The organism is Enterobacter cloacae complex sp. P27C (assembly GCF_014895705.1).
GTDB classification, from domain to species: Bacteria; Pseudomonadota; Gammaproteobacteria; order Enterobacterales; family Enterobacteriaceae; genus Enterobacter; species Enterobacter bugandensis.
Map to the genome: position 1 here is coordinate 113,296 of NZ_JADBQB010000002.1, position 26,739 is coordinate 140,034.

Below are 26,739 nucleotides of genomic sequence, written 5' to 3' on the forward strand. Positions count from 1 at the left end.
CATGACTTCGTTTAATCCCGTCGATCATCCGCATCGTCGTTTTAACCCGCTAAGCGGGCAATGGATTTTGGTCTCTCCGCATCGCGCCAAGCGTCCCTGGCAGGGGGCGCAGGAGACGCCTGCAAAACAGACCCTGCCGCAGCACGACCCGGATTGCTTCCTCTGTCCGGGCAACACGCGCGTGACCGGGGATAAAAACCCGGACTACAAAGGCACCTTCGTGTTTACCAACGATTTTGCCGCCCTGATGACCGACACCCCGGATGCCCCCGCGAGCCACGACCCGCTGATGCGCTGCGAAAGCGCGCGCGGTACCAGCCGCGTGATCTGCTTCTCGCCCGATCACAGCAAAACGCTGCCGGAGCTGAGCGTGGACGCGCTGAAAGAGGTGGTCAGCACCTGGCAGGCGCAAACCGCTGAGCTGGGGCAGAGCTATCCGTGGGTGCAGGTGTTCGAAAACAAAGGCGCGGCGATGGGCTGCTCTAACCCGCATCCGCACGGCCAGATCTGGGCGAACAGCTTCCTGCCCAACGAAGCCGAGCGTGAAGACCGTCTGCAGAAGGACTATTTCGCAGAAAACGGCTCACCCATGCTGGTGGACTACACCCAGCGCGAGCTGGCCGACGGCAGCCGTACCGTAGTGGAAACCGAACACTGGCTGGCGGTCGTGCCTTACTGGGCCGCCTGGCCGTTTGAGACGCTGCTGCTGCCGAAAGCGCACGTTCAGCGCATTACCGATCTCAGCGACGCGCAGCGCGACGACCTGGCGCTGGCGCTGAAAAAGCTGACCAGCCGTTACGACAACCTGTTCCAGTGCTCCTTCCCGTACTCCATGGGCTGGCACGGCGCGCCGTTTAACGGCGAAGATAATCAGCACTGGCAGCTGCACGCCCATTTCTATCCGCCGCTGCTGCGCTCTGCAACGGTGCGTAAATTTATGGTGGGCTATGAAATGCTGGCGGAAACCCAGCGTGACCTGACGGCGGAACAGGCGGCAGAGCGTCTGCGTGCCGTCAGCGACGTCCACTATCGCGAATCAGGAGTCTAAAAATGAGTCTGAAAGATAAAACACAATCCCTGTTTGCTGAGAAATTTGGCTACCCTGCCACCCACGTAATTCAGGCGCCTGGTCGCGTCAACCTGATCGGCGAGCACACCGACTACAACGACGGCTTCGTGCTGCCGTGCGCCATCGATTACCAGACGGTTATCAGCTGTGCGAAGCGCGACGACCGTAAAGTCCGCGTCATTGCGGCGGATTACGGTAATGAGACGGACGAGTTTTCCCTTGATGCCCCGATTGTGACGCACGACAGCCAGCAGTGGTCTAACTACATGCGCGGCGTAGTGAAGCATCTGCAGAAGCGCAACAAGAATTTCGGCGGTGCCGATTTAGTCATCAGCGGCAACGTGCCGCAGGGTGCGGGCTTAAGCTCGTCGGCCTCGCTCGAAGTGGCCGTGGGAACCGTCTTCCAGCAACTGTATCATCTGCCGCTGGACGGGGCGCAAATTGCCCTGAACGGTCAGGAAGCGGAAAACCAGTTCGTGGGCTGCAACTGCGGCATTATGGACCAGCTGATCTCCGCGCTGGGCAAAAAAGAGCATGCGCTGCTGATCGACTGCCGCTCGCTTGGTACCAAAGCCGTTCCCCTGCCAAAAGGCGCGGCCGTCGTGATTATCAACAGTAACTTTAAACGCACGCTGGTGGGCAGCGAGTACAACACCCGCCGCGAACAGTGCGAAACCGGCGCGCGCTTCTTCCAGCAGCCTGCCCTGCGCGACGTGACGCTCGATGAATTTAACAAAGTGGCGCACGAGCTGGATCCTGTCGTCGCCAGACGCGTGCGTCACGTGCTGACCGAAAACGCCCGTACCGTTGAAGCCGCCTCCGCGCTGGCGAAAGGCGACCTGAAGCGCATGGGTGAGCTGATGGCGGAATCTCACGCCTCCATGCGCGATGATTTTGAAATCACCGTACCGCAGATCGACACCCTGGTGGACATCGTCAAAGCGGTTATTGACGATAAAGGCGGCGTGCGCATGACGGGCGGCGGCTTTGGCGGCTGCATCGTCGCGCTGGTGCCGGAAGAGCTGGTCCCTGCCGTCCAGGACGCCGTGGCGAAGCAGTACGAAGCGCAAACGGGCATCAAAGAAACGTTCTATGTATGTAAAGCATCACAAGGAGCCGGACAGTGCTAAACGAAACACCTACCCTCGCACCGGATGGTCTGCCGTATCGCCTGTTAACCCTGCGCAACAGCGCGGGGATGGTGGTTACGCTGATGGACTGGGGTGCGACCCTGCTTTCTGCCCGCGTACCGATGCCGGACGGCAGCGTGCGCGAAACCCTGCTGGGCTGCGCCTCACCCGAGCAGTACGTTAATCAGTCTGCCTATCTGGGCGCGTCCGTCGGGCGCTATGCCAACCGCATCGCGAAAAGCCGTTTTGAGCTCGACGGCGTGCAGTACCCGCTGCTGCCAAGCCAGGGCGAGAACCAGCTTCACGGCGGTCCGGACGGGTTTGATAAACGCCGCTGGAAAATTGTTCGTCAAAACGACGGCGAAGTGCTGTTCTCGCTGGATTCGCTTGATGGCGATCAGGGCTTCCCGGGGAACCTTACCGCGTCCGCGCGCTTTACGCTGACGGACGACAACCGTATCGCTATTGAATACCGTGCGACGGTCGACAAGCCGTGTCCGGTTAACCTGACTAACCATGCCTACTTCAATCTCGACGGCAACCAGTGCGACGTGCGTAACCACAAGCTGCAGATCCTGGCGGACGCGTATCTGCCGGTTGACGAGATGGGCATTCCGTATCAGGGCCTGAAAGACGTGAGCGGGACCAGCTTTGACTTCCGCAGCGCGAAAGTTATCGCCCAGGATTTCCTGAGCGATGACGATCAGCGCAAGGTGAAAGGCTACGATCACGCGTTCCTGCTGCACGCCAAAGGTGATGTGAAGCAGCCTGCCGCACAGGTCTGGTCCAGCGATGAGAAACTGCAGATGACGGTGTATACCACCGCCCCAGCCCTGCAATTCTACTCGGGCAACTACCTCGGCGGCACGACGGCGCGCGAACACAATGAGTACAGCGACTGGCAAGGACTTGCGCTTGAGAGCGAGTTCCTGCCGGACAGCCCCAATCATCCTGAATGGCCGCAGCCGGACTGCGTGCTGCGCCCCGGTGAAGAGTACATTAGCGTGACGGAATACCATTTTATTCCGAAATGATTTCCAGCCCTCCCATCGGAGGGCTTTTTTCTGCGCGTCTTGCTGAAAATAGCGCCGATCGCTGACAAAATCCTAACCCTGGATTCACAAGCATCTTACACTCAGAGACTATTTTCGCTATGGTTAGGGTTAAGCGTTGCTGCTGGCACGGCCACAGCAATATAATGAGAATTGTTATCATTCTAAAAATGCTTGAGGAGTAAGAGATGGCTATTACTAAGCTGGTCCTGGTGCGTCACGGCGAAAGCCAGTGGAACAACGAAAACCGCTTTACCGGTTGGTACGACGTTGATCTGTCCGAGAAAGGCGTAAGCGAAGCAAAAGCAGCAGGTAAACTGCTGAAGGAAGAAGGCTTCAGCTTTGATTTTGCTTACACCTCTGTGCTGAAACGTGCCATCCACACCCTGTGGAACGTGCTGGACGAACTGGATCAGGCCTGGCTGCCGGTTGAGAAATCCTGGAAACTGAACGAGCGTCACTACGGTGCGCTGCAGGGTCTGAACAAAGCGGAAACCGCTGAGAAATACGGTGACGAGCAGGTTAAACAGTGGCGTCGCGGCTTCGCGGTCACCCCACCAGAGCTGACCAAAGATGACGAGCGCTATCCGGGCCACGACCCGCGCTACGCGAAACTGACCGACGCTGAGCTGCCAACCACCGAGAGCCTGGCGCTGACCATCGACCGCGTTGTGCCTTACTGGAACGAAACCATTCTGCCACGCCTGAAAAGCGGTGAGCGCGTGATCATCGCTGCTCACGGTAACTCCCTGCGCGCGCTGGTGAAATATCTGGACAACATGGGCGAAGACGAGATCCTCGAACTGAACATCCCAACTGGCGTACCGCTGGTATATGAGTTCGACGAAAACTTTAAGCCAATCAAACATTACTACCTGGGTAACGCGGACGAGATCGCAGCGAAAGCAGCGGCTGTCGCGAACCAGGGTAAAGCGAAGTAATTTTCGCCGGACATAAAAAAAAGCGCGGAGCCTTCCGCGCTTTTTTATTTGTGCGTGAGGACTCAGCCGCGGCGCGCTTTTACCGCATTCGCCAGCTGACGCAGGATGGCATCGGTATCGTCCCAGCCAATGCAGGCATCGGTGACGCTTTTGCCATACACCAGCGGCTCGCTGCCTTCCAGGTTCTGGTTACCTTCAACCAGATGGCTTTCGATCATCACCCCAATTACCGCCTTCTCACCGTTGGCGATCTGCTGACAGACGTCTGCCCCCACTTCCATCTGCTTTTTGAACTGCTTGCTGGAGTTGGCGTGGCTAAAGTCGATCATCACCTGCGGTGGCAGCCCGGCTTTTTCCAGCCCGGCCTTCACCTCTGCCACGTGTTTTGCACTGTAGTTTGGCTCTTTACCGCCACGCAGAATGATGTGGCAATCACCGTTACCGCTGGTGTTGACGATGGCGGAGTGACCCCATTTGGTCACGGACAGGAAGCAGTGCGGCGCACCCGCGGCGTTGATGGCATCGATAGCCACTTTGATGGTGCCATCAGTACCGTTTTTGAAGCCCACCGGACATGAGAGACCGGAAGCCAGCTCGCGGTGAACCTGAGATTCAGTGGTACGGGCACCAATGGCGCCCCAGCTCATCAGGTCTGCCAGGTATTGTGGCGTAATCATATCCAGGAACTCGCCGGCAGCAGGCAGGCCGCTGTCGTTGATCTCCAGCAGCAGCTTGCGCGCAATGCGCAGGCCGTCGTTGATCTGGAAACTGTTATCCATGTGCGGATCGTTAATCAGCCCTTTCCAGCCCACGGTCGTGCGCGGTTTTTCAAAATAGACGCGCATGACGATTTCCAGCTCATCCTTTAACTCTTCACGCAGGGTGAGCAGACGCGCCGCATACTCTTTCGCAGCGGCAGGATCGTGAATGGAGCACGGGCCAATCACCACCAGAAGACGATCGTCATTACCTTTCAGGATCTTGTGGATCGCTTTACGAGCATGAGAAACCGTATTTGCGGCATTTTCAGTGGCGGGGAATTTCTCAAGGAGTGCTACAGGAGGTAATAACTCATTGATCTCTTTGATGCGTAAATCGTCGTTCTGATAATTCATCTTCTTTCCAGCTCTGCCATATCTTTAGTAATGAAAGCAATCCTTTCAATCTATCTTGTCGACCAGGAAGTGTAAACACGGTTTTACACTTCACGCAGATAATTCCTGGAATTCGCCTAAAAATCGCCACAAAATAGCGAAAAATGAGATCTAACCTAAGCTTTTTAACTGTAACAACCATTTTTAAACGCTTAAACGCGATTCCCTACTGACGTAAGTCCGTAAGGCGGAATCTTTCGCCTCTAAAAAGATGCACTGTTGGAGAATGTTATCCAGCGTAACGACAAGAACAGGAGCACCATCATGAAAATGACAAAACTGACTACCCTCTTCCTGACTGCCACACTCACCCTTGCCAGCGGCAGCGTCCTGGCCGCAGAAACGGGGGCTTCAGACAGCAACGGTGATGCCAATGCGGCAGCAGCGGCAGGCCAGGTTGCGCCTGATGCGAAACAGAATATCGCCCCGAATAATGTCGATAACAGCCAGATCAATACCGGCAATACCAACACCGGCGGCACTATGCTGCATCCGAACGGTAGTGCTTCCGACACCATGAATCATGACAACATGAGCTCGGATGAGGTTCATAAGAACTCGATGTGCAAGGACGGCAAATGTCCCGATCCGAACGACAAAGTGGGTAACGACGCCAATACCAAAACTGATGGCACAACCCAGTAATTCTTGATGCTTCAAATGCGAAAGGAGAGCCCAGGCTCTCCTTTCTTTTTGGAGTAACGTGTTAAAAACGCTACACTAAAATAATAACGAATCAGGAAAGCAGACATGGCGCACACCCACTCACCCCCATCTTCTCCCGGCAACGACAATGCAAAACGACTTATGCTGGCCTTTGGCGTTACGGCCACGTTTATGGTTATCGAGGTCATTGGCGGCCTGGTTTCCGGCTCGCTGGCGCTGCTGGCTGATGCCGGACATATGCTGACCGATGCCGCAGCGCTGCTTTTCGCCCTGCTGGCGGTGCAGTTTGCTCGCCGCCCGCCCAACGCGCGTCATACCTTCGGCTGGCTGAGGCTGACCACCCTTGCCGCGTTTGTTAACGCCATCGCGCTGGTGGTTATTACTGTTCTAATCGTCTGGGAGGCCGTACAGCGTTTCAGGCACCCGCAGCCCATCGCCGGGACGACAATGATGGTGATTGCCGTGGCGGGGTTGCTGGCAAATATTCTGGCGTTCTGGATTTTGCATCGCGGCAGCGGGGAAAAGAACCTCAACGTTCGCGCTGCGGCTCTGCATGTGCTGGGGGATTTGCTCGGCTCAGTCGGGGCGATTGTCGCCGCGCTGGTGATCCTCTATACCGGCTGGACGCCTGTCGACCCCATTCTCTCCGTGCTGGTATCGTGTCTGGTCTTGCGCAGCGCCTGGCGGCTACTGAAGGAGAGCGTCAATGAACTGCTGGAAGGAGCGCCGGCATCAGTGGACATTGACGAGCTGAAACGAAACCTGCGCCGTACTGTCCCGGAAGTGCGTAACGTTCATCACGTGCACGTCTGGCTGGTAGGCGAGAAGCCTGTCATGACGCTGCACGTCCAGGTCATCCCGCCCCACGACCACGACGCGCTGCTTGAACGCATCCAGCACTTTCTTGAACATCACTATGAGATAGGTCACGCCACCATCCAGATGGAGTATCAGCCCTGTAGCGGGCCGGACTGCCACCTTAACGAGGCGCAGCCCGACCATTCACATCATCACCACTAGCTTGAAAGCGCGTGTGAGCCACGCTCACGCGCGCTCTTGATCCACATCCGGCTGCCGTTCAGGGCAATGAAGGTCAGCAGCAGATACTCCAGCGACATGGCATAGACGCCCTGAAGGGCAAAAATCACCACGCTGATGACGTTGATGATGACCCACAGCAGCCAGTTCTCAACGTATTTACGGGTCATCAGGACCATCGCCGCGATCGACAGCACCATCATGCAGGAATCCCAGAACGGGAAGGCATCCGGCTGAAGCTCCGGCATCGTCACGTTGAGGCCAATCGCGGACATGACCGAAACGGCAACGCGGGTCAGGAACGCAAACACCGGGTTGATGTAGACGGTCATCAAACCAATGGCGAAGATGCAGGCGACAAACCAGGCGATGGCTTTCGGTAAGGGCAGCCAGCGGATCTGCAGTTCAGCCTCCTGCTGGCTGTTCTGCCGGGACCAGGCGTACCAGCCGTAAATATTGGCGGCGAAGAAAAACAGCTGTAAAAGCAGGCTGGCGTACAGCTGGATCTGGAAGAAGATAATCGCAAACAGCGTGACGTTAATCAGCCCGAACGCGTAGTTGCTGATCTTCTCCAGGCTTGCCAGCCAGATACACAGCAACCCCGCCAGCGTGCCTACGGCTTCAATCCATGACAGGTCATAGCCACCTGCACCAATCGGTATATGAACCAGAATGTTTTGCGTGCTAAAAAAATCCATCTTTTCCCCAGGGCGTTTTTGAATTAAGTACGTAGTGTAGCCGCAAAATCCAGCATGCGGTTAAGCGGAATTAACGCACCTTCACGCAGAGCGGCGTCCACATGAATTTCATGCGCTGCACCGCCTGTCTCGAGCCCTTCGGCAATGGCCTTCAGGCCGTTCATCGCCATCCACGGGCAATGCGCGCAGCTGCGGCACGTCGCGCCCTCACCTGCCGTTGGGGCTTCCAGCAGCTCTTTCTCCGGTACGGCCTGCTGCATCTTATAGAAGATACCGCGATCGGTCGCGACGATGAGCTGCTTGTGCGGCAGCATCCTGGCCGCGTTGATAAGCTGGCTGGTTGAGCCAACCGCATCGGCCATATCAACAATCGACTGCGGTGATTCAGGGTGCACAAGAATGGCCGCGTCAGGATAAAGCGCCTTCATACGGGACAGCGCCTGGGTCTTGAATTCGTCGTGCACAATGCAGGCGCCCTGCCAGCAGAGAACGTCAGCGCCGGTCTGCTTCTGAACGTAATTGCCAAGATGGCGGTCCGGGGCCCAGATAATTTTCTCACCCAGGCTGTCCAGATGCTCAATCAGCTCAACGGCGATGCTCGACGTGACCACCCAGTCTGCGCGCGCTTTTACCGCCGCAGAGGTGTTGGCGTAAACAACCACGGTCCGGTCAGGATGGGCGTCGCAGAAGGCGGTGAATTCGTCAATCGGGCAGCCGAGATCGAGCGAACACTCCGCATTGAGCGTCGGCATCAGAATGGTTTTTTCCGGACTGAGGATCTTTGCCGTTTCGCCCATAAAGCGCACGCCTGCAACCAGCAGCGTGGAAGCGGGATGTTTTGCACCGAAGCGGGCCATCTCCAGTGAATCAGAAATACAGCCCCCGGTCTCTTCCGCCAGCTGCTGGATTTCCGGATCGGTGTAGTAATGGGCCACCATCACCGCATCGCGCTCTTTGAGAAGCCGTTTGATCTTCTCGCGGTAGAATTGTTTTTCATCCTGGCTTAATGGCACAGGCTTTGGCGGAAACGGATAGATTGCGGCTTCAGGATCGAACATCACGCTCATTATGGCTTCTCGTTTTACTGGCTTAACAATATTGCCTTTCTTTTGCCTGACAAAGCAAAACGCAGGGCAATTGTGTTTTATATACTAAACAAGATAGCGAATCTGGAGTGAAAAGTCACCGGGAATAGATGGGCGGAGCATTTGTTGTACGGCAGATAGCAAAAAGGCGCCTTTAGGGCGCCTTTCTACACTGGTGGGTCGTGCAGGATTCGAACCTGCGACCAATTGATTAAAAGTCAACTGCTCTACCAACTGAGCTAACGACCCGAGTGGTGGGTGATGACGGGCTCGAACCGCCGACCCCCTCCGTGTAAAGGAGATGCTCTACCAACTGAGCTAATCACCCACTCTGTACTGCCGGAACTGCGTTAAGTGGTGGGTCGTGCAGGATGACTCGGCTTCGCCTCGCCCTACGGGCCGTTGCTGACGCAACGTTATCCTTCACGTTTTACTACTAATTCCACCTGACTTAGTGGTGGGTCGTGCAGGATTCGAACCTGCGACCAATTGATTAAAAGTCAACTGCTCTACCAACTGAGCTAACGACCCACTTTTATGCTGCTTTCACGTTGTTTGATATCCCGTGGCAACGGCGGCATATATTACTGATTTAAGAATTCAGCGCAACAAAAATTTCGATGAAGATCACTTAACTGCTTAGTAATCATGCTGCACGACCAGAAATAACGCGATTTCTGGTCATGCGATAATCATCCCATCGAATTCAGGCGTTTTTGCGCCTGCTTAGCACCTTCGGTGCCCGGGAATTTTGCGACCACCTGCTGATAAACCGCTTTGGCTTTCGCCGTGTCGCCTTTGTCCTGCATGATCACGCCAACCTTAAACATCGCATCTGGCGCTTTCGGCGATTTCGGGTAATTTTTTACCACGGAGGCAAAATAAAACGCCGCATCGTCCTTTTTACCCTTGTTGTAATTCAACTGACCGAGCCAGTAATTCGCATTTGGCTGATAGGTTGAGTCAGGGTATTTCTTGATAAAGTTCTGAAACGCAGCGAGCGCGTCATCCTGACGAGATTTATCCTGCACCAGGGCAATGGCCGCATTGTAATCCGTATTCGCGTCACCGCTCTGTACAGGCGCTCCTGTTGAGGCTGAAGCATCAGCAGACGGCGCAGGCGCTGAGGTTGCCGCGCCGCTTTGATCGCCCGCTGCGGGTTGTGCTGCTGCACCGCCACTGCTGAGGCTATCTATCTGCAATAAAATTTGCTTCTGACGTTCCACAACCTGGTTAAGCTGATACTGACTTTCCTGAATCTGACCGCGGAGAGAGTCAATATCGTTTTGGTTATCGGAAAGTTGCTGCTGGAGTTGGGTTAAAAGCTGACTGTGAGCGTTAGAAATACGCTCGAGCTGAGTGACCCGGTCTTCTACCGAGCCTGAGCCGACACTACTGATTGGTGCCTGAGCAAAAGCGGCCCAGGGGGCCGCTATTCCAACCAGTAACGACAGACTCAACAGATGATGTCTGAAGTTACTGCTCATGCAATTCTCTTAGTAAACCAGTACGGCACGACGGTTTTTGGAGTAAGCCGCTTCGTCGTGACCCAGTACTGCAGGTTTTTCTTTACCGTAAGAAACGATGGAGATCTGGTCAGCAGAAACGCCTTTACCCTGCAGGTACATCTTAACGGCGTTAGCACGACGTTCACCCAGGGAGATGTTGTACTCTGGAGTACCACGTTCGTCCGCGTGACCTTCTACGGTGACTTTGTAAGATGGGTTGCTACGCAGGAAGTTAGCGTGAGCATCCAGCATCGCAGCGAAGTCAGAACGGATGTCGTATTTATCCAGATCGAAGTAAACGATGTTGTTCTGCTGCAGCTGCTGCATCTGAAGACGCGCTTGCTCTTCAGAAGACATGTTGCCATTGCCGTTCGCGTCCATACCGGTACCGGCACCCATCATGCCTTCGCCGCTCTGGTCATTGCTGGCGTTCTTGTTAGAAGAACACGCTGCGATTGCCATTACAGGCAGAGCGATCATCAGCCCCTTCAGCACTTTGTTCAGTTGCATTTCTATGATTCCTTTAGTAATCAATTAATTATTATTTACAGATACGGCGACCAGGCAGGTGATTTTACCTGTCCATCAGTGGCCGGAATACGCGCTTTGAAACGCCCATCTGTAGAAACCAGATTCAGCACAGATCCCATCCCCTGAGAAGAGCTGTAGATTACCATAGTGCCGTTAGGTGCCAGACTTGGCGTTTCATCCAGGAACGTTGACGACAGAACTTGAACGCCACCCGCTACCAGATCTTGTTTGGCAATGTGCTGCTGCCCACCGTTGGAGCTGACCATTACCATGAATTTACCGTCGCTGCTCACGTCTGCGTTCTGGTTCTGAGAGCCTTCCCAGGTGATACGCTGCGGAGCACCGCCGTTGATGTTCACTTTATAGATTTGTGGACGGCCAGCCTGGTCAGAGGTAAACGCCAGGTTTTGGCTGTCCGGGAACCATGATGGTTCAGTATTGTTGCTGCGACCGTCGGTCACCTGACGGATCTGGCCGGAGCCAATGTCCATCACGTACAGGTTCAGGCTACCGGTTTTAGACAGCGCAAACGCCAGTTTAGACCCATCTGGAGAGAAGGAAGGCGCACCGTTGTGACGTGGGAACGACGCTACCTGACGCACCGCACCGTTAGCCAGCGTCTGGATAACCAGCGCAGAACGACCACTTTCGAAGGTCACATAGGCCAGCTTAGAACCGTCCGGAGACCAGGCTGGAGACATTAGCGGCTGTGCAGAGCGTTTCACCAGGAACTGGTTGTAACCGTCGTAGTCAGAGACGCGCAGCTCGTACGGGAACTGACCGCCGTTGGTCTGTACCACATATGCGATACGGGTACGGAACGCACCTTTAATACCGGTCAGCTTTTCGAATACCGCGTCGCTGGCCGCGTGTGCCGCGTAGCGCAGGTACTGTTTAGTGACCTTGTAAGAGTTCTGTGCCAGAACGGTACCCGGTGCACCGCCGGTATCCACCAGCTGCCAGGCCACGTTGTAAGAACCGTCCGGGTTAGGCGTAACCTGCCCCACCACAACGGCATCAATACCCAGCGCAGACCATGCAGCAGGCTGGACTTCCTGCGCACTGCCCGGCTGCTGCGGCAGACGAGAACGATCTAACGGGTTGAATTTACCGCTGTTACGCAGGTCAGCCGCCACGATGCCACCGGCATCTTCAGGTGCAGCGCCAGGACCGGCCCACTGGAACGGAACAACACCGATTGGGCGTGCCGAGTCCACCCCCTGGGTGATCTCGATACGTACTTCTGCGTGCAGGACTGCTGCCCACAGCATTAAAAAACTAAATGCTACACGTAATGCCTGCTTCATCATATCTCCCTTATCCGGGTAACCTTACCCACGATAATTTAGCAGAATGTTAACAAACTCAAATAGACAAAACTACCAGAACCCTGTGACTAAACCTGGTCTATTTTTCCCCGTTTGCACGGGGAAAATGTAACTTAAGGTTTGAAGTCCAGCGGCGCATTTTTGAAGACTTCGTAGACTGCCTGAGAAGGCGGTTTAGGCATCTTCGCCTGACGCGCTGCAGCCAGAGCCGCAGTACATAAAGCCGGGTCGCCACCTTCAGACTTAATATCAAGCAGCATGCCGTCCGGAGCCAGTTTTATACGCAGCGTACACGTTTTACCGGCATAGGAAGACGCATCGTAGAACCGGCTTTCAATCGCCGATTTAATCTGCGCGGCATAGCCGTTGATTTCAGCCCCTGTCGCACCGTTACTCTTAGTGTTACCACTTCCGGTCGGCGCTGCGTTGTTTCCTTTCGCGCCACCGCCCGTTTTCGGTGCATTCTTACCGGAGCTTAAATCCCCCAGCAGATCGTCAACCCCTGCAGCGGCCGCGGCTTTCTCAGCGGCAGCAGCCTTTTTAGCAGCCGCTTTTTCAGCAGCTGCTTTCTTATCGGCAGCGGCCTTCTCAGCTGCAGCTTTTTTATCAGCAGCGGCTTTTTCAGCGGCGGCAGCTTTTTCGGCAGCAGCCTTCTCAGCCGCAGCGGCTTTCTTCGCAGCCTCGGCAGCCGCTTTCTTCTCTGCGTCCTGAGCGGCTTTCTTCGCGGCTTCGGCTTCAGCTTTCTTCTGTGCGTCAGCAGCGGCTTTCTTCGCGGCTTCCGCTTCGGCTTTCTTCTGGGCATCCGCAGCGGCTTTCTTCGCGGCTTCGGCCTCAGCTTTCTTCTGGGCATCGGCAGCCGCTTTCTTCGCCGCTTCTGCCGCTAATTTTGCCTGGGCATCAGCCTGCGCTTTGGCATCCGCTGCGGCTTTTGCTGCCGCCTCTTCCGCCTGCTTTTGCTGTTCCTGCGCTTTCTTCGCGGCCTCTTCGGCTTGCTTCTGCTGTTCCGCCTGCGCTTTCGCGGCTTCCTGCGCCTGCAAACGTTCTTTCTCAAGCTGCTTCAAACGCTCCTGCTCGGCGGCCTGCTTTTCACGCAGCTCTTCCGCCTGCTGTTGCGCCTGTTTTTCACGCTGCTCTTCAGCCCGTTTGGCACTCGCCTTCTGCTGTTGTTCGCGATTATAGTTTTGCACTACCGCACCGGGATCCACCATTACGGCGTCAATGGAAGACCCTCCACCGCCGCCTGCTGATGCATCAATATGCTCGTCGAACGAACTCCAGATCAGCGCTGCAAAAAGAATAACGTGCAGCACTGCGGAGACGATTATCGCTCGCTTAAGCTTGTCGTTCTGTTCGGTTGCCTTTGACACTATCGGTTCCCAAAAACTACGCGGATGATCAAATAGGTTGAGTCATTAAGCCAACTGACTTAACACCCGCACTATGTAGCAAGTTCAGCGCTTTAATAATTTCATCGTAGGGTACGTCTTTCGCGCCACCGATTAAGAAGACCGTTTTCGGATTTGACTCCAGGCGACGCTGCGCTTCGGCAATAACCTGCTCAGGTGGCAGCTGATCCATACGATCTTTTTCTACCACCACGCTGTACTGCCCTACGCCGGAAACCTCAATGATAACCGGAGGATCGTCATTGGTGCTCACCGCCTGTGATTCTGTCGCATCCGGTAGATCGACTTCCACACTCTGGGTAATGATGGGCGCTGTTGCCATGAAGATCAGCAGCAGTACCAGCAGAACGTCCAGCAGTGGCACGATATTGATTTCGGACTTGAGCTCGCGACGACCTCGTCCACGCGATCTGGCCATGGTTTACCCCTTGTTGCTCTCGGTGCTGGTAAACGCCTGACGGTGCAGAATCGCAGTGAACTCTTCCATAAAGTTGTCGTAGTTCAGTTCCAGTTTGTTCACGCGCTGGTTCAGACGGTTGTAAGCCATTACCGCCGGAATTGCCGCAAACAGACCGATAGCGGTCGCAATCAGTGCTTCAGCGATACCCGGTGCAACCATCTGCAACGTCGCCTGCTTCACCGCGCCAAGCGCGATAAAGGCGTGCATGATCCCCCACACGGTACCAAACAGACCGATATACGGGCTGATAGAACCCACGGTGCCGAGGAAAGGAATGTGCGTTTCAAGATTTTCCAGCTCGCGGTTCATGGAGATACGCATCGCACGCGATGCCCCTTCCACGACGGCTTCCGGCGCATGATTGTTTGCCCGATGCAGACGAGCGAACTCTTTGAATCCGCTATAGAAAATTTGTTCGGAGCCGGTCAGGTTTTCACGGCGTCCCTGACTCTCCTGATACAGGCGAGAAAGTTCAATACCCGACCAGAACTTATCTTCAAATGCTTCCGCTTCACGGCCAGCAGCATTGAGGATACGCGTTCTCTGGATAATGATGGCCCAGGATGCGATTGAAAAACCAATCAAAATCAACATGATAAGTTTAACCAGAAGGCTTGCCTTCAGGAACAAATCAAGGATATTCATGTCAGTCACTGCTTAAACTCCGCGACAATAGACTTAGGAAGCGCACGAGGCTTCATTATGGTTGGATCAACACAAACAATCAGTACTTCAGCTGAGTTCAGTACGGTGTTCTCTGCGTTGACTATCCGCTGCGTGAAAACCAGTGAGGTCCCGCGCATTGATGTAATTTCAGTTTGGACTTCGAGCATATCGTCGAGTCTGGCAGGCGCAAAATACTCAAGCGTCATCTTGCGTACCACGAAGGCAACTCGCTCAGCCAACAGCACCTGTTGACTAAAGTGATGATGGCGCAGCATCTCTGTGCGTGCCCGTTCATAAAAAGCAACGTAGCTGGCGTGGTAAACCACACCACCGGCATCGGTATCTTCGTAATAGACACGAACCGGCCATCGAAACAGCGTTGTATTCACTTTACATCCCAGTAATGCAACAAAAGTTAGAGCTTTTAAACTTCGCTACTATACGCGCGGGAAAGATGGTTTGGAATGGGGGAAAGTAAACGGAGAGTAAATTTTTATGGGCTCGGGTAAGCCCATAACGTTAACGGACATTTCTTATTCAGAAGAAGAAGAAAATCAAACCGGCGAGAAGCACCAGATCGGCAATCAGCGGGCAAAAAATTCCCTGCCAGTGAACGGCTTTCGGACGAAAGCCCACGCCGTGGATCACCCCGGCACACACTGCCCACATGATGAGGAAGCCGTGCCAGATCTCAAGCTCGCTGGTCTTTGCCGCAAAGCGCGACGGGTCCCAGAAGATACAGCCTGCCAGCAGTAATGCCATCACTAAAGAAAGCGCCCGTAACGGGCGCTTATCCATTACCGCGTAAAGCTTCGCGATAATATTCATCAGTGTTTTTCTTCACCCGCTTTGGTCGCTTCGACGTGCTCAAGCGCTAGGGCAGTGATGACACCAAAAGCACAGGCAAGAAGCGTCCCTAAAATCCATGCGAAATACCACATATTCAGCTCCTTACTTAGTACATAGAGTGGGTGTTGCTTTCGATATGTTCTTTGGTGATACGACCGAACATTTTCCAGTAACACCAGATGGTGTATGCCAGAACAATCGGAACGAACACGCAAGCAACGTAAGTCATTAAGTTCAGCGTCATATGGCTGGAGGTTGCATCCCACATGGTCAGGCTAGCATTCAGCATGGTGCTGGATGGCATGACGAATGGGAACATGGCAATACCCGCCGTCAGGATGATGCACGCCAGCGTCAGTGAAGAGAACACGAACGCCAGAGCACCTTTCTCCAGACGAGACGTCAGCACGGTCAGCAGCGGCAGCAGCACGCCCAGAGCCGGGATCGCCCACAGCGCAGGGGTATTGTTGAAGTTCACCAGCCATGCACCAGCCTGACGCGCCACTTCTTTGGTCAGCGGGTTAGACGGTGCCGAGTGGTTAATCGCAGACGTCACCACGTAGCCATCAATACCGTACACCACCCACACGCCTGCCAGAGCGAAGCAAACCAGGGTCACCAGTGCCGCCACCTGAGCAGTAGCACGGGAACGCAGGTGCAGTTCACCCACAGTACGCATCTGCAGGTAAGTTGCGCCCTGAGTGATGATCATCGCCACGCTCACCACACCGGCCAGCAGGCCAAACGGATTCAGCAGCTGGAAGAAGTTACCGGTGTAGTAAAGACGCATGTATTCATCGAGGTGGAACGGTACGCCCTGCAGCAGGTTACCGAATGCCACGCCAATCACCAGCGGTGGAACGAAGCTACCAATGAAGATGCCCCAGTCCCACATGTTGCGCCAGCGGGTATCTTCAATCTTGGAACGGTAGTCGAAACCGACCGGACGGAAGAATAAAGAGGCCAGCACCAGAATCATCGCCACATAGAAGCCGGAGAACGCAGCCGCGTAGACCATCGGCCAGGCAGCGAACAGCGCGCCGCCTGCGGTGATCAGCCACACCTGGTTACCGTCCCAGTGAGGGGCGATGGAGTTAATCATGATTCGACGCTCGGTGTCATTACGACCGAGGAAACGGGTGAGCATCCCCACCCCCATGTCGAAACCATCCGTGACGGCGAAACCGATCAGCAGAACGCCAACCAGCAGCCACCAGATAAAACGCAATACTTCATAATCGATCATTTGATGACTCCTGTCTTAGCGTGCCGGCTGAGTAGTCACAGTGGACTGCTCGTAGTGATAGCGACCGGTTTTCAGGCTGCTTGGGCCAAGGCGCGCGAACTTGAACATCAGGAACAGTTCAGCCACCAGGAACAGGGTGTACAGACCACAGATCAGCAGCATGGAGAAGATCAGGTCGCCTGCCGTCAGGGAAGAGTTCGCTACCGCCGTTGGCAGTACCTCACCAATCGCCCATGGCTGACGGCCATACTCCGCTACAAACCAGCCGGATTCAATCGCGATCCACGGCAGTGGAATACCGTACAGCGCGGTGCGCAGCAGCCATTTTTTCTCGCCGATGCGGTTACGAATCACGGACCAGAAGGACGCCGCAATGATCAGTAGCATGATGATGCCGCAGCCCACCATGATACGGAATGCGAAGTACAGTGGCGCAACGCGTGGAATCGAGTCTTTGGTCGCCATCTGAATCTGTGCTTCCGTCGCATCAGAAACGTTCGGGGTATAACGTTTCAGCAACAAACCGTAGCCCAGGTCTTTCTTCACGTCGTTAAATTGATCGCGAACGGCCTGATCGGTAGAGCCGGCACGCAGCTGTTCCAGCAGCGAGTAAGCCTTCATACCGTTACGGATACGCTCTTCGTGCTGAACCATCAGCTCCTTCAGACCCGTTACCTGCTTATCGACAGAACGGGTTGCGATGATACCCAGCGCGTAAGGAATTTGGATGGCGAAGCGGTTTTCCTGCGCGTCCTGATCGGGAATACCGAACAGCGTAAAGGCAGCAGGTGCCGGCTGGGTTTCCCATTCGGCTTCGATAGCGGCCAGTTTGGTTTTCTGCACGTCACCCATTTCGTAACCGGATTCATCACCCAGAACGATAACGGAGAGGATTGCAGCCATACCGAAGCTTGCAGCGATAGCAAAGGAGCGCTTGGCAAACGCGAAGTCACGACCGCGCAGCATATAGTAGGAGCTGATACCCAACACGAACATCGCGCCGCACACGTAGCCAGATGCCACGGTGTGAACAAATTTAACCTGAGCAACCGGGTTCAGGACCAGCTCGGCAAAGCTGACCATCTCCATACGCATGGTTTCGAAGTTGAAGTCAGACGCGATCGGGTTCTGCATCCAGCCGTTCGCCACCAGGATCCACAGCGCGGACAGGTTCGAACCTAATGCCACCAGCCAGGTTACGGCCATGTGCTGGACTTTACCCAGACGGTCCCAACCGAAGAAGAACAGACCTACAAAGGTGGATTCGAGGAAGAAGGCCATCAGGCCTTCAATGGCCAGCGGCGCACCGAAGATATCCCCTACATAGTGGGAATAGTAAGACCAGTTAGTCCCGAACTGGAACTCCATGGTCAAACCGGTTGCCACGCCCAGCGCGAAGTTGATACCGAACAACTTGCCCCAGAACTTGGTCATATCTTTATAAATCTGTTTGCCGGAGAGGACGTAAACCGTTTCCATAATTGCCAGCAGGAACGCCATACCGAGCGTCAGCGGCACAAACAGGAAGTGGTACATCGCGGTCAAGGCAAACTGTAAGCGCGACAGTTCGACTACGTCTAACATTATGACTCCTTGCTCATCGCATGAAGACTCCGAGAGTGAACCCCGTCAGAAAGAGATTCACACGCATGCCCCAATACAAATTATTCGCATCCTGGTCGTCGTTATTACCCTGGAGAAGGATAAAAACGATGACGACAGGTTACAAATAGGTTAATAAAAAACTCAAATTGATCCCGCAAATATAATACGCTGCAAAACCCTTACAATAAACAGGTTTTTATTGAATCACATTTACGTTTTTCGACGGCGATCAATTTATAGCAAAATTACCACTTTTCGGCCATTTTGATCGGGGACAATTTAGCGCTTTTCGGCATCTTTTTCCAAGCATTAAACTTTGATTTAAATCAAAAACCATTCTTGATGTTAATCATGTTTAGCTGCGGTGAGAATGGTAAAAACCATGTTAATGATATGTGCATGCAAAGATGCGATTGGTTATCGAAGACCAAAAAAAATATAAACAGAAGTGATTTTAATTAACGCGAGAGAAAAATGCCCTGTCGAAGCGGGACAAACAATAAGCGTAGCTGGGCCAGTTTATTTTTCCATTCTGTTTTTGCAACCCTTAGAAATTACATTTAATTTACTTTTATTATCCTGGAAGTTAACACCGAAGCGTGACTATTTAATGAAAAAAGGCCGCAAACTCTGCGGCCTTTTGATCGTGTCAGCGGTTTTCAGGCAAGAAGAATGCTGAAGGTTCGTGACTGTCCCGGTCTGAACGCCCCGACGATGCCCTCTTCTTCACGATTGTCTATTATCCGTTCATTCATGTCCGTTTCGCAGCACCGTTTCACGGTCGGACCCACGGATAACGTCGCGTCACATGCGCTGGACTCGGAAGGGTTGAACAGACGAAGAATGAGCTCGTCTCGATCTTCAGCCTTTTTGAGCGTACTGAGTACGCATCCCGTGGGCGAAAGCGCCAGCAGGCTGTAACTTTCCGGCGTGGTAAACGACGAGCGATTGAGCTTCATCGCGTCCCAGGGAATTTTGTTATAGCACTGCACCGGCGTTAACCACGATTTAGCCTGCTGCGCGACGCCCGCGTTTTCCGGCGTTCCACTGAAGCTGAAGAGGCTAAAGCGACAGCTTAACGAACCGCGCACCTGGGAGTCAGGAACAGGCATTTTGATTCCTGAAGGCCTACCGGGGCGCAACAGCAAATCTTCTTTGCCGAGTAACCCCACGCCGCGCAGCAGGGTCAGGGCAAAGGCTTTTTTATCCTCACCTACTACTTCAAACTCGCGTAGTCCTTCGGTGAACAGCGCAAGCCCGTTTCGTTTTTCCTGCAGGACGGCATAGTTGAGTAAATTCCAGACGGGAACGGGCGCTTCTTTCCACCCCTCCTCCTGCCAGTTTTCCATCGCCGCGTCCTGCACCGGACGAGTGAGGGTGCCAAACTGGGTATCCGCTAACACGTCCTCTGTCATAAACGGCGTAGGGATCAGCACGCGGACGCGGTGGTCGTCAGCCTGATTATCCAGACGCACCGCCACATCAATACGTCTGCTGTGGTGGCTAAGCGTGATTTCAACCTCAGCGCCGAGAGACCCGCTTCGCTGACGCGCCGCGCGTTCGGCCAGATTAGCCGGTACCGCGATCTGATGGCGAATCACCGCCCTGCTCTGCCAGCCTTCGTGTATAACCTCGACCTGATGCTCGCCCTGCGCTGAAGTGAGTCTCCACTCTTCCCGCGAAGGCGAGTAGTCGTACTCATCGCCATCATCCGAACTCTCTTCGATTTCCAGCACCCGGTCATAAATCAGCCCGGTTTCTTTGTCGCGCAGGCGCAGCGTACCGTCGTTATTTAAATCAATCTGCCAGAAGGCGTTTTCGAGCAAGGATTCGGTGTTTATCACCGGAGAGACCACCTTCCCGGCCACGTTTGGCTCGATAAACAGCGTACGGTAGCCCATCGACGGCAGTATCTGGCTGAGCTGAATATCAAACTCCATAAACGGCTCATAATTACCGTAATGGACAATCTGCCGGTCAATGAGACCAGGGTCCAGCTCGCGCGCGCTGCGAATGAAATACGGGATCTCGTTGCCTTTATCATCCAACAGACGGAACTGGCTGGCGCGCAGTCGAATCGTGGTGTTCATCACCTCTTCACGCGGCCAGGGCATCAGGTTGAACATCACCAGTTTGTCGGCGTCGCTTTGCGGCATGTTGTCGACAATCTTGCGCATATAGAAACGCACCAGGTTATCTGCCATGTCTTCAGCCAGTTCAGAACGAGAGACAATCTCACGATGCACCTTGTCGCTGCAGCAGCAGCCGATGCTGTCGTGAGCGTGGTTTTTAAGGATCTCTTTCCACATCTTCTCCAGCAGGCCGTGGTGATAATCGAAGCCCAGCGTCCATGCAAGCGTTGCCAGCGGTTCGAGGATGTTGACAAGTTTGTTCTCAATACGCGCATGGGCAATTTTGATATCCATGCGCGTGGAGCCGATTGTCCGGTGCACGCGCATGTATTTCCCGTCGATAAACTCCCCTTTCAGGGTCGCCAGTTCATCGCGGCGTGCCTCAATGTGGTCAAACACCTCTTCAAAGCGGCTCATTACAAATTGACGCTGCGGATAGATTTCACGCAGCTTATCCATCACGAAGAAAATGTTCTGCTGCAGCGGCATCTGATCGTGACCGTTGGGCAGCAAAATCTCTTTGGTGACGGAGGCCTTTTCCAGAACGTCGAAATAGCTGTCGAGCCGTTTTCGCAGCCCGGCTTCGTCCTCCGGTAAGTACTTACCAATCGCGTAGCCCAGCGGCAGCACCTGCGCCGTGACTTCACTGCCGTCCTGGCTCTGCCAGAGAAATTCGGTTTTATCGGTCCCGTGTCGTTCCGAGCAGCCGCGCCAGAACATCGTCCGGGTAATGCCAAATCCGTTATAGATATGCGGAAGCTGGCCGGACATACCAAACGAATCCGGCAGATAGCCGATCTTCATCGGCTCGCCGAACGCCATACAGTCCCGGATGCCGTACATCAGGTTGCGGACAATCGACTCGCCGCTGACAATCGTGGTATCGGTCTGGGTATACCAGGGGCCGATAATCAGTTTTCCGCGCTCCACAAGCGCCTTTACCCGCGCGCGGTTTTCGGGCACGACGGCAAAATAATCTTCCAGCACCGCCGTCTGGCCATCAAGGACGTAATATTTATACTCGTCGTCCTGCTCCAGGCGGGTCAGGATCTCTTCCATATTATTGACCAGAAGAATGCGCGACTCTTCAGTGGTGAAGTACCACTCACGGTCCCAGTGCATATGCGGCGTGATATGAACGCGAGATACAGCTTTCATCTTCGTTTCCTGTTTTGTGAGTTTTTACGGTATGGCGTCTTCTGTGAGGTACTTGCCCTTTTTTACTGCCTGACGTCGCCAGAGCAGCAGAACAAACGTGGAGACAGCGGTCCCCGCCAGCGCCGCGCCAAACCAGCCCGCCGCCGCAACCACACCGCCCAACCCGGCATCGTGAAGTAAAAAGAGAGAGAAAATCCCGGCCCCCGGGGTAGACAACCCGATCCCCATCGCACCGACAGCCGCGCCTGTTACCATGGAGCCGAGCACAAATGAGCCAATGACGCGAAGCGGATCTTCAATCGCCATCGGGATCGCCCCTTCGGTAATGCCCGCCAGGCCGAGCAGCCACGTTGATTTACCGGTTTCAATTTCAAACGGTTTAAACAGCTTCGGCGCCAGCATCGTCGACGCCGTGACGGTGAAAGCTGAGACCATTTTGACGGAGGCAAAGATTGCGTAAGGACCATAAACGCCGTTCGCCATCGCCCCCAGGCAAAACGCGTAAGAGGCTTTGTTGACCGGGCCACCCAAATCGAATGAGCACATAAACCCGAGGATTGCCCCCAGAAGCAGCGCATTCGCGCCAGAGAGACCGTTAAGCCAGACGGTGAGCGTGTTATTGAGCCAGGCCACCGGTTCGCCAATCACAAACAGCATCAGGCTGCCCGCGCCGAGCACGCCAATCACCGGATAGAGATAAAAGGTCAGAAAGCCGTTGTAGCGGCTACTGAGCCGGATGTGGTTTTTCACCCAGCGCATCAGATAGCCCGCGATCAGCCCACCGACGATAGCGCCCAGAAAACCGGAGCCGATCATATTGGCAGCCAGACCGGCCGCAAAGCCCGGCGTCAGCGCAGGTTTATCCGCCAGCGAATACGCGGTATAGGCCGCCAGAACAGGTACCATCAGAATGCCGAGCATGCCACCGCCAAGCTTGCGGTACATCCACAGCCACGAGTTTTCCTGGTCAAACAGGTGCTGCAGACCCAGGATTTGCGCCAGCAGTACCGACACGGCCAGCACCGTACCGCCAGCGACGATCAGCGGCACCGCAAAAGAGATACCGCTGAGAAGTGCCTGCTTGAGTTCAGTTTTAACGCTCTTTTTCGTTTCGGTATCGACATGCGCAGGACGCGCATCGGATGCAGGCTGCAGCGCCAGCGCGCGCTCAATCAGCGCTTCAGCATGGCGCAGAGGCTCCGCGACGGGCACGGAGATGGCGGGGATCCCCTGAAAACGCTCGCTCTCTTTGATCGCCACTTCTGCGGCAAAAATGCACGCTTTGGCCTCACGAAGCTGCTGCGCGGTGATGCGCCCCTCAATGCCGTTCGCCCCCTGCTTTTCGACCACCACGTTGACGCCAAGCTTGCGTCCCGCTTTTTCCAGGTACTCTGCGGCCATATAGGTATGCGCGATCCCGGCCGGACAGGCGGTCACGCAGACGATTGTCGGGGCATTCAGCGCGACGCCTGCCTCTTCCGTGTCAGGGACAGCTTCAAGCGCAGCAAGCACGTCTTCCGCCGTGGTAGCAGCCATCACGCGCGCCCTGAGATCGTCATCCGCCAGGCGAGACGTCAGCTCCGTCAGCACCTGAATATGGGTCGAACCCGCTTCTGCTGGCGGAATGGCGAGCAGAAAAACCAGCTCAACCTCTTCCGGCCCGTCCACGCCTTCCCATGCAAGCGGTTCTCGCAGAGTTGCCACGGCAAAAGCCGCCTCCTTCACGACGGTTGATTTACCGTGAGGAACGGCCAGTCCTTCACCCAGCGCGGTCGGCCCAAGCGATTCCCGATGAAACACCTCCTCCAGAAACGCATCGGCATCAGCGATTTTGCCCAGCGCCACCAGCCGCGCCGTAAGCTGACGGATTGCCTCATCCCGGCGGGTAAACTGCGCCTGAACGCAAACAGCACGCGGATCGGTCAGAGTCGTCAGGTTCATAAAGATCCTCACCTATACAGAGTTATTGTCTGGGGAGGATTCTGGCAGACCTGATAATACATTTATGTGATCACTTTCACTAAAAGCCAAATTTGTATTTTAATTGTATTATTTACAAATCATCAGTTGAATGCATAATTCCCTGAAAAGGTATTAAGCAGGCGCGATAAAATGGGCAACAAACCGATGTATCGGCAAATAGCCGATGCGTTCCGCGAGAAAATCAACGCCGGGGAATTAAAACCCGGAGACGCGCTGCCGACGGAGTCCAGTCTTCAGGAGGCGTTTCGCGTCAGCCGCGTCACCGTGCGGCAGGCCCTGAAACTGCTCGCCGACGAGCAGATCATCGAAAGTATTCAGGGCAGCGGCTCTTATGTAAAAAAAGAGGAGCGCGTCAATTACGATATTTATCAGCTCACCGGCTTTTACGAAAAGCTGGCGGATCGTCATGTCGATACGCACAGTGATGTCAAAATCTTTGAAGTGGTGAAAGCCGATGCGCGGCTGGCGGCAACATTAGCGGTTGGCGTGGAAGATAAGGTCTGGCACGTTAAGCGCGTGCGTTTCATCAAGCAGAAGCCGGTGAACCTGGAGGAGACATGGATGCCGCTGGCCATGTTTCCCGACCTCACCTGGGAAGTGATGGAGAATTCGAAATATCACTACGTTGAGCAGATCAAAAAGCTGGTTATCGATCGCAGCGAGCAGGAGCTGATGCCGATCATGCCGTCAGAGGAGGCGATCGCCGCGCTGTCGCTCGATCCGGCAAAGCCGATCCTGGAAAAAGTCTCCCGCGGGTTCCTGAAGGACGGACGGGTGTTTGAATACAGCCGCAACGTGTTCAATACCGACGACTACAAGTTCACTCTCGTCGCCAGACGCAGGCAATAAAAAAGGCCGCTTTACAGCGGCCAACCATGTCGAAACGGACATTTTTATACTTCATCGCTCCCCGTTCGGGGAGCAGAGAGGACTTACTTAATGATGGATTTCAGTGCTTCGCCGATATCCGCCAGGCTGCGAACGGTCTTCACGCCTGCGGCTTCCAGCGCAGCAAACTTCTCATCAGCCGTACCTTTACCACCGGCGATGATCGCGCCCGCGTGGCCCATACGCTTGCCTTTCGGCGCAGTCACACCCGCGATGTAGCCGACAACAGGCTTGGTTACGTGTTCTTTGATATAAGCAGCCGCTTCTTCTTCCGCGCTACCGCCGATCTCACCGATCATCACGATCGCTTCGGTCTGCGGATCTTCCTGGAACAGCTTCAGGATGTCGATGAAGTTAGATCCCGGGATTGGGTCACCGCCGATGCCCACGCAGGTGGACTGGCCGAAGCCGTAGTCGGTGGTCTGCTTAACCGCTTCATAGGTCAGAGTACCGGAACGGGAAACGATGCCCACTTTGCCCGGCTTGTGAATGTGGCCAGGCATGATGCCGATTTTGCATTCGCCCGGAGTGATCACGCCTGGGCAGTTCGGGCCGATCATGCGCACGCCTGCTTCGTCCAGCTTCACCTTCACGGTCAGCATATCCAGGGTCGGGATGCCTTCGGTGATGGTGATGATCAGCTTGATGCCTGCGTCGATCGCTTCCAGAATGGAGTCTTTGCAGAACGGTGCCGGAACGTAGATCACGGTCGCGGTTGCGCCCGTCGCTTCTACCGCTTCACGCACGGTGTTGAACACCGGCAGGCCCAGGTGCGTGGTGCCGCCTTTACCTGGCGTTACGCCGCCAACCATCTGCGTGCCGTAGGCAATCGCCTGTTCGGAGTGGAAAGTCCCCTGGCTACCGGTGAAGCCCTGGCAGATAACCTTGGTATCTTTATTAATTAAAACTGACATTATTTCCCCTCCACTGCGGCAACAACCTGCTGAGCTGCATCCGTCAGACTTTTCGCTGCAATAATATTCAGGCCGCTGTCAGCCAGTTTTTTCGCGCCGAGTTCAGCGTTGTTACCTTCCAGACGCACAACCACCGGAACGTTAACACCCACTTCTTCTACCGCACCGATGATGCCGTCTGCAATCAGGTCGCAACGGACGATGCCGCCGAAGATGTTAACCAGTACCGCTTTAACGTTGTCGTCAGAGAGGATGATTTTGAACGCTTCGGTTACGCGCTCTTTGGTTGCGCCACCGCCCACGTCGAGGAAGTTTGCCGGCTCACCGCCGTGCAGCTTAACGATGTCCATGGTGCCCATCGCCAGGCCCGCACCGTTAACCATGCAGCCGATGTTGCCATCCAGCGCCACGTAGTTCAGCTCCCACTGAGCAGCCTGTGCTTCACGCGGATCTTCCTGAGACTGGTCGCGCATTTCGCGCAGATCCGGCTGGCGGAACAGCGCGTTGCCGTCAGCGCCCAGCTTGCCGTCGAGGCAGATCAGGTCGCCCTGGGTGGTGATCACCAGCGGGTTGATCTCAATCAGCGCCAGATCGCGCTCAAGGAAGATAGTCGCCAGGCCCATGAAGATCTTGGTGAACTGCTGAACCAGCTTGCCTTCCAGACCCAGCTTGAACGCCAGCTCGCGACCCTGATAAGGCATTGGGCCCGCCAGCGGATCGATAGCCACTTTGTGGATCAGGTGCGGGGTCTCTTCCGCCACTTTTTCAATTTCCACGCCGCCTTCGGTAGACGCCATGAACACCACGCGACGGGAGCTACGGTCAACCACCGCGCCCAGGTACAGCTCTTTCGCGATGTCGGTCGCCGCTTCGACCAGGATCTGGTTAACCGGCTGGCCGTTCGCATCTGTCTGGTAGGTCACCAGACGCTTGCCGAGCCAATGTTCAGCAAACGCACGAATCTCTTCTTTGCTCTTAACAACCTTCACACCGCCCGCTTTACCACGGCCACCAGCGTGAACCTGACATTTAACTACCCACGGGCCGGAACCGATTTTAGATGCGGCTTCTTCTGCTTCACGCGGGGTAGTACAGGCATAACCCACCGGAGCCGGTAAGCCATACCGGGCAAACAGCTGTTTGGCCTGATATTCATGTAAGTTCATGTGTTCTATCCATCCTTCAGGGTAATCGTTATCTTCAAACCTGTAGACCGGCGCAGCGTGTGCCGG

25 protein-coding genes and 3 tRNA genes are annotated in these 26,739 nt (G+C 54.9%); 7 read left to right on the top strand and 21 right to left on the bottom strand.

The features are described 5' to 3' along the window. The first annotated feature begins 1 nt into the window (after position 1). From galT to gpmA, 4 genes are all read left to right on the top strand, one after another. Positions 2–1,048 carry a galactose-1-phosphate uridylyltransferase gene (gene galT / locus IM291_RS03980; RefSeq protein WP_045630843.1) on the top strand — a complete coding sequence of 349 codons (1,047 nt, stop codon included), beginning with the start codon at positions 2–4 and terminating at the stop codon, positions 1,046–1,048. A gap of 2 nt (positions 1,049–1,050) precedes the next feature. Next, entirely contained in the window at positions 1,051–2,199 is a 1,149-nt protein-coding gene (galK, locus tag IM291_RS03985; RefSeq protein ID WP_192986211.1) for a galactokinase, read from the top strand. Beyond that, complete coding sequence (gene galM, locus IM291_RS03990) at positions 2,193–3,233, top strand: galactose-1-epimerase (RefSeq protein ID WP_059357964.1); 1,041 nt, start codon at positions 2,193–2,195, stop codon at positions 3,231–3,233. Before galK ends, galM begins: the two co-directional genes overlap by 7 nt. Before the next feature lie 206 nt (positions 3,234–3,439). Further along, positions 3,440–4,192, top strand: coding sequence for a 2,3-diphosphoglycerate-dependent phosphoglycerate mutase (gene gpmA, locus IM291_RS03995; protein ID WP_008501111.1), 753 nt, complete (start codon positions 3,440–3,442; stop codon positions 4,190–4,192). A 62-nt stretch (positions 4,193–4,254) separates the two neighbouring features. On the opposite strand, the gene aroG is transcribed toward gpmA, so the two are convergent. Beyond that, positions 4,255–5,307, bottom strand: coding sequence for a 3-deoxy-7-phosphoheptulonate synthase AroG (aroG, locus tag IM291_RS04000; protein ID WP_028012394.1), 1,053 nt, complete (start codon positions 5,305–5,307; stop codon positions 4,255–4,257). 303 nt (positions 5,308–5,610) lie between these two features. Here aroG and IM291_RS04005 point away from each other — a divergent pair, with 303 nt between their 5' ends. Further along, on the top strand, positions 5,611–5,991 hold the full coding sequence (locus IM291_RS04005) for a protein YbgS (RefSeq protein ID WP_045259933.1): 381 nt from the start codon (positions 5,611–5,613) through the stop codon (positions 5,989–5,991). Between the two features lie 105 nt (positions 5,992–6,096). Next, positions 6,097–7,032 (top strand): CDF family zinc transporter ZitB, encoded by a 936-nt coding sequence (zitB, locus tag IM291_RS04010; RefSeq protein WP_049001179.1) that lies wholly within the window; start codon positions 6,097–6,099, stop codon positions 7,030–7,032. Here zitB and pnuC read toward each other — a convergent pair. From pnuC to mngA, 18 genes are all read right to left on the bottom strand, one after another. Then, positions 7,029–7,748 (bottom strand): nicotinamide riboside transporter PnuC, encoded by a 720-nt coding sequence (pnuC, locus tag IM291_RS04015; protein WP_049001180.1) that lies wholly within the window; start codon positions 7,746–7,748, stop codon positions 7,029–7,031. The genes zitB and pnuC overlap by 4 nt on opposite strands. Before the next feature lie 23 nt (positions 7,749–7,771). Continuing rightward, positions 7,772–8,815 carry a quinolinate synthase NadA gene (gene nadA, locus IM291_RS04020; RefSeq protein WP_049001182.1) on the bottom strand — a complete coding sequence of 348 codons (1,044 nt, stop codon included), beginning with the start codon at positions 8,813–8,815 and terminating at the stop codon, positions 7,772–7,774. 191 nt (positions 8,816–9,006) lie between these two features. Beyond that, positions 9,007–9,082: transfer RNA gene (locus IM291_RS04025), tRNA-Lys, on the bottom strand. A gap of 3 nt (positions 9,083–9,085) precedes the next feature. Continuing rightward, a tRNA-Val gene (locus IM291_RS04030) sits at positions 9,086–9,161 on the bottom strand. A gap of 127 nt (positions 9,162–9,288) precedes the next feature. After that, positions 9,289–9,364: transfer RNA gene (locus tag IM291_RS04035), tRNA-Lys, on the bottom strand. A 161-nt stretch (positions 9,365–9,525) separates the two neighbouring features. Further along, positions 9,526–10,320 (bottom strand): cell division protein CpoB, encoded by a 795-nt coding sequence (cpoB, locus tag IM291_RS04040; protein ID WP_028012389.1) that lies wholly within the window; start codon positions 10,318–10,320, stop codon positions 9,526–9,528. Between the two features lie 9 nt (positions 10,321–10,329). Next, entirely contained in the window at positions 10,330–10,851 is a 522-nt protein-coding gene (gene pal / locus IM291_RS04045; protein ID WP_003858578.1) for a peptidoglycan-associated lipoprotein Pal, read from the bottom strand. A gap of 35 nt (positions 10,852–10,886) precedes the next feature. Further along, positions 10,887–12,179, bottom strand: coding sequence for a Tol-Pal system beta propeller repeat protein TolB (tolB, locus tag IM291_RS04050; RefSeq protein ID WP_048999144.1), 1,293 nt, complete (start codon positions 12,177–12,179; stop codon positions 10,887–10,889). A gap of 134 nt (positions 12,180–12,313) precedes the next feature. Then, positions 12,314–13,567 carry a cell envelope integrity protein TolA gene (tolA, locus tag IM291_RS04055; protein ID WP_028012388.1) on the bottom strand — a complete coding sequence of 418 codons (1,254 nt, stop codon included), beginning with the start codon at positions 13,565–13,567 and terminating at the stop codon, positions 12,314–12,316. 28 nt (positions 13,568–13,595) lie between these two features. Then, positions 13,596–14,024: a colicin uptake protein TolR gene (tolR, locus tag IM291_RS04060; protein ID WP_003858589.1), complete on the bottom strand. Its 429-nt coding sequence runs from the start codon at positions 14,022–14,024 to the stop codon at positions 13,596–13,598. A gap of 3 nt (positions 14,025–14,027) precedes the next feature. Then, a complete protein-coding gene (tolQ, locus tag IM291_RS04065) occupies positions 14,028–14,720 on the bottom strand; it encodes a Tol-Pal system protein TolQ (RefSeq protein ID WP_008501101.1) in 693 nt (230 codons plus the stop codon). Beyond that, positions 14,717–15,121, bottom strand: a complete 405-nt coding sequence (ybgC, locus tag IM291_RS04070) for a tol-pal system-associated acyl-CoA thioesterase (RefSeq protein WP_003858593.1) — start codon at positions 15,119–15,121, stop codon at positions 14,717–14,719. Before ybgC ends, tolQ begins: the two co-directional genes overlap by 4 nt. 148 nt (positions 15,122–15,269) lie before the next feature. Then, the gene (gene ybgE, locus IM291_RS04075; protein ID WP_008501100.1) at positions 15,270–15,560 is read right to left on the bottom strand and encodes a cyd operon protein YbgE; all 291 of its coding nucleotides are present in this window, start codon (positions 15,558–15,560) and stop codon (positions 15,270–15,272) included. After that, positions 15,560–15,673: a cytochrome bd-I oxidase subunit CydX gene (cydX, locus tag IM291_RS04080; protein ID WP_003858598.1), complete on the bottom strand. Its 114-nt coding sequence runs from the start codon at positions 15,671–15,673 to the stop codon at positions 15,560–15,562. Before cydX ends, ybgE begins: the two co-directional genes overlap by 1 nt. Positions 15,674–15,687: 14 nt before the next feature. Next, entirely contained in the window at positions 15,688–16,827 is a 1,140-nt protein-coding gene (gene cydB / locus IM291_RS04085; RefSeq protein WP_028012386.1) for a cytochrome d ubiquinol oxidase subunit II, read from the bottom strand. Positions 16,828–16,842: 15 nt separating this feature from the next. Next, complete coding sequence (gene cydA / locus IM291_RS04090) at positions 16,843–18,411, bottom strand: cytochrome ubiquinol oxidase subunit I (RefSeq protein ID WP_028012385.1); 1,569 nt, start codon at positions 18,409–18,411, stop codon at positions 16,843–16,845. Positions 18,412–19,091: 680 nt separating this feature from the next. Then, entirely contained in the window at positions 19,092–21,722 is a 2,631-nt protein-coding gene (gene mngB, locus IM291_RS04095) for a mannosylglycerate hydrolase (RefSeq protein WP_192986213.1), read from the bottom strand. 24 nt (positions 21,723–21,746) lie between these two features. Then, positions 21,747–23,663 (bottom strand): PTS 2-O-a-mannosyl-D-glycerate transporter subunit IIABC, encoded by a 1,917-nt coding sequence (gene mngA / locus IM291_RS04100; RefSeq protein ID WP_048999149.1) that lies wholly within the window; start codon positions 23,661–23,663, stop codon positions 21,747–21,749. A gap of 171 nt (positions 23,664–23,834) precedes the next feature. On the opposite strand from mngA, the gene IM291_RS04105 reads away from it, so the two are divergent. Continuing rightward, positions 23,835–24,554 (top strand): GntR family transcriptional regulator, encoded by a 720-nt coding sequence (locus IM291_RS04105; protein ID WP_028012382.1) that lies wholly within the window; start codon positions 23,835–23,837, stop codon positions 24,552–24,554. Between the two features lie 83 nt (positions 24,555–24,637). Here IM291_RS04105 and sucD read toward each other — a convergent pair whose 3' ends face one another. Beyond that, a complete protein-coding gene (gene sucD / locus IM291_RS04110) occupies positions 24,638–25,507 on the bottom strand; it encodes a succinate--CoA ligase subunit alpha (RefSeq protein WP_008501094.1) in 870 nt (289 codons plus the stop codon). After that, positions 25,507–26,673, bottom strand: coding sequence for an ADP-forming succinate--CoA ligase subunit beta (gene sucC, locus IM291_RS04115; protein WP_006809579.1), 1,167 nt, complete (start codon positions 26,671–26,673; stop codon positions 25,507–25,509). The genes sucD and sucC overlap by 1 nt, the downstream gene beginning before the upstream one ends. Positions 26,674–26,739 lie beyond the last annotated feature (66 nt).

Excerpts from the sequence above, each read along its gene's own strand:
- pnuC (WP_049001180.1), bottom strand. The coding sequence starts at position 7,748 with ATGGATTTTTTTAGCACGCAAAACATTCTGGTTCATATACCGATTGGT.
- nadA (WP_049001182.1), bottom strand. The coding sequence starts at position 8,815 with ATGAGCGTGATGTTCGATCCTGAAGCCGCAATCTATCCGTTTCCGCCA.
- galK (WP_192986211.1), top strand. The coding sequence starts at position 1,051 with ATGAGTCTGAAAGATAAAACACAATCCCTGTTTGCTGAGAAATTTGGC.
- sucC (WP_006809579.1), bottom strand. The coding sequence starts at position 26,673 with ATGAACTTACATGAATATCAGGCCAAACAGCTGTTTGCCCGGTATGGC.
- IM291_RS04005 (WP_045259933.1), top strand. The coding sequence starts at position 5,611 with ATGAAAATGACAAAACTGACTACCCTCTTCCTGACTGCCACACTCACC.
- cpoB (WP_028012389.1), bottom strand. The coding sequence starts at position 10,320 with ATGAGCAGTAACTTCAGACATCATCTGTTGAGTCTGTCGTTACTGGTT.
- sucD (WP_008501094.1), bottom strand. The coding sequence starts at position 25,507 with ATGTCAGTTTTAATTAATAAAGATACCAAGGTTATCTGCCAGGGCTTC.
- cydA (WP_028012385.1), bottom strand. The coding sequence starts at position 18,411 with ATGTTAGACGTAGTCGAACTGTCGCGCTTACAGTTTGCCTTGACCGCG.
- aroG (WP_028012394.1), bottom strand. The coding sequence starts at position 5,307 with ATGAATTATCAGAACGACGATTTACGCATCAAAGAGATCAATGAGTTA.
- mngA (WP_048999149.1), bottom strand. The coding sequence starts at position 23,663 with ATGAACCTGACGACTCTGACCGATCCGCGTGCTGTTTGCGTTCAGGCG.
- tolB (WP_048999144.1), bottom strand. The coding sequence starts at position 12,179 with ATGAAGCAGGCATTACGTGTAGCATTTAGTTTTTTAATGCTGTGGGCA.
- gpmA (WP_008501111.1), top strand. The coding sequence starts at position 3,440 with ATGGCTATTACTAAGCTGGTCCTGGTGCGTCACGGCGAAAGCCAGTGG.
- ybgE (WP_008501100.1), bottom strand. The coding sequence starts at position 15,560 with ATGAATATTATCGCGAAGCTTTACGCGGTAATGGATAAGCGCCCGTTA.
- IM291_RS04105 (WP_028012382.1), top strand. The coding sequence starts at position 23,835 with ATGGGCAACAAACCGATGTATCGGCAAATAGCCGATGCGTTCCGCGAG.
- cydB (WP_028012386.1), bottom strand. The coding sequence starts at position 16,827 with ATGATCGATTATGAAGTATTGCGTTTTATCTGGTGGCTGCTGGTTGGC.
- cydX (WP_003858598.1), bottom strand. The coding sequence starts at position 15,673 with ATGTGGTATTTCGCATGGATTTTAGGGACGCTTCTTGCCTGTGCTTTT.
- galT (WP_045630843.1), top strand. The coding sequence starts at position 2 with ATGACTTCGTTTAATCCCGTCGATCATCCGCATCGTCGTTTTAACCCG.
- zitB (WP_049001179.1), top strand. The coding sequence starts at position 6,097 with ATGGCGCACACCCACTCACCCCCATCTTCTCCCGGCAACGACAATGCA.
- pal (WP_003858578.1), bottom strand. The coding sequence starts at position 10,851 with ATGCAACTGAACAAAGTGCTGAAGGGGCTGATGATCGCTCTGCCTGTA.
- tolR (WP_003858589.1), bottom strand. The coding sequence starts at position 14,024 with ATGGCCAGATCGCGTGGACGAGGTCGTCGCGAGCTCAAGTCCGAAATC.
- mngB (WP_192986213.1), bottom strand. The coding sequence starts at position 21,722 with ATGAAAGCTGTATCTCGCGTTCATATCACGCCGCATATGCACTGGGAC.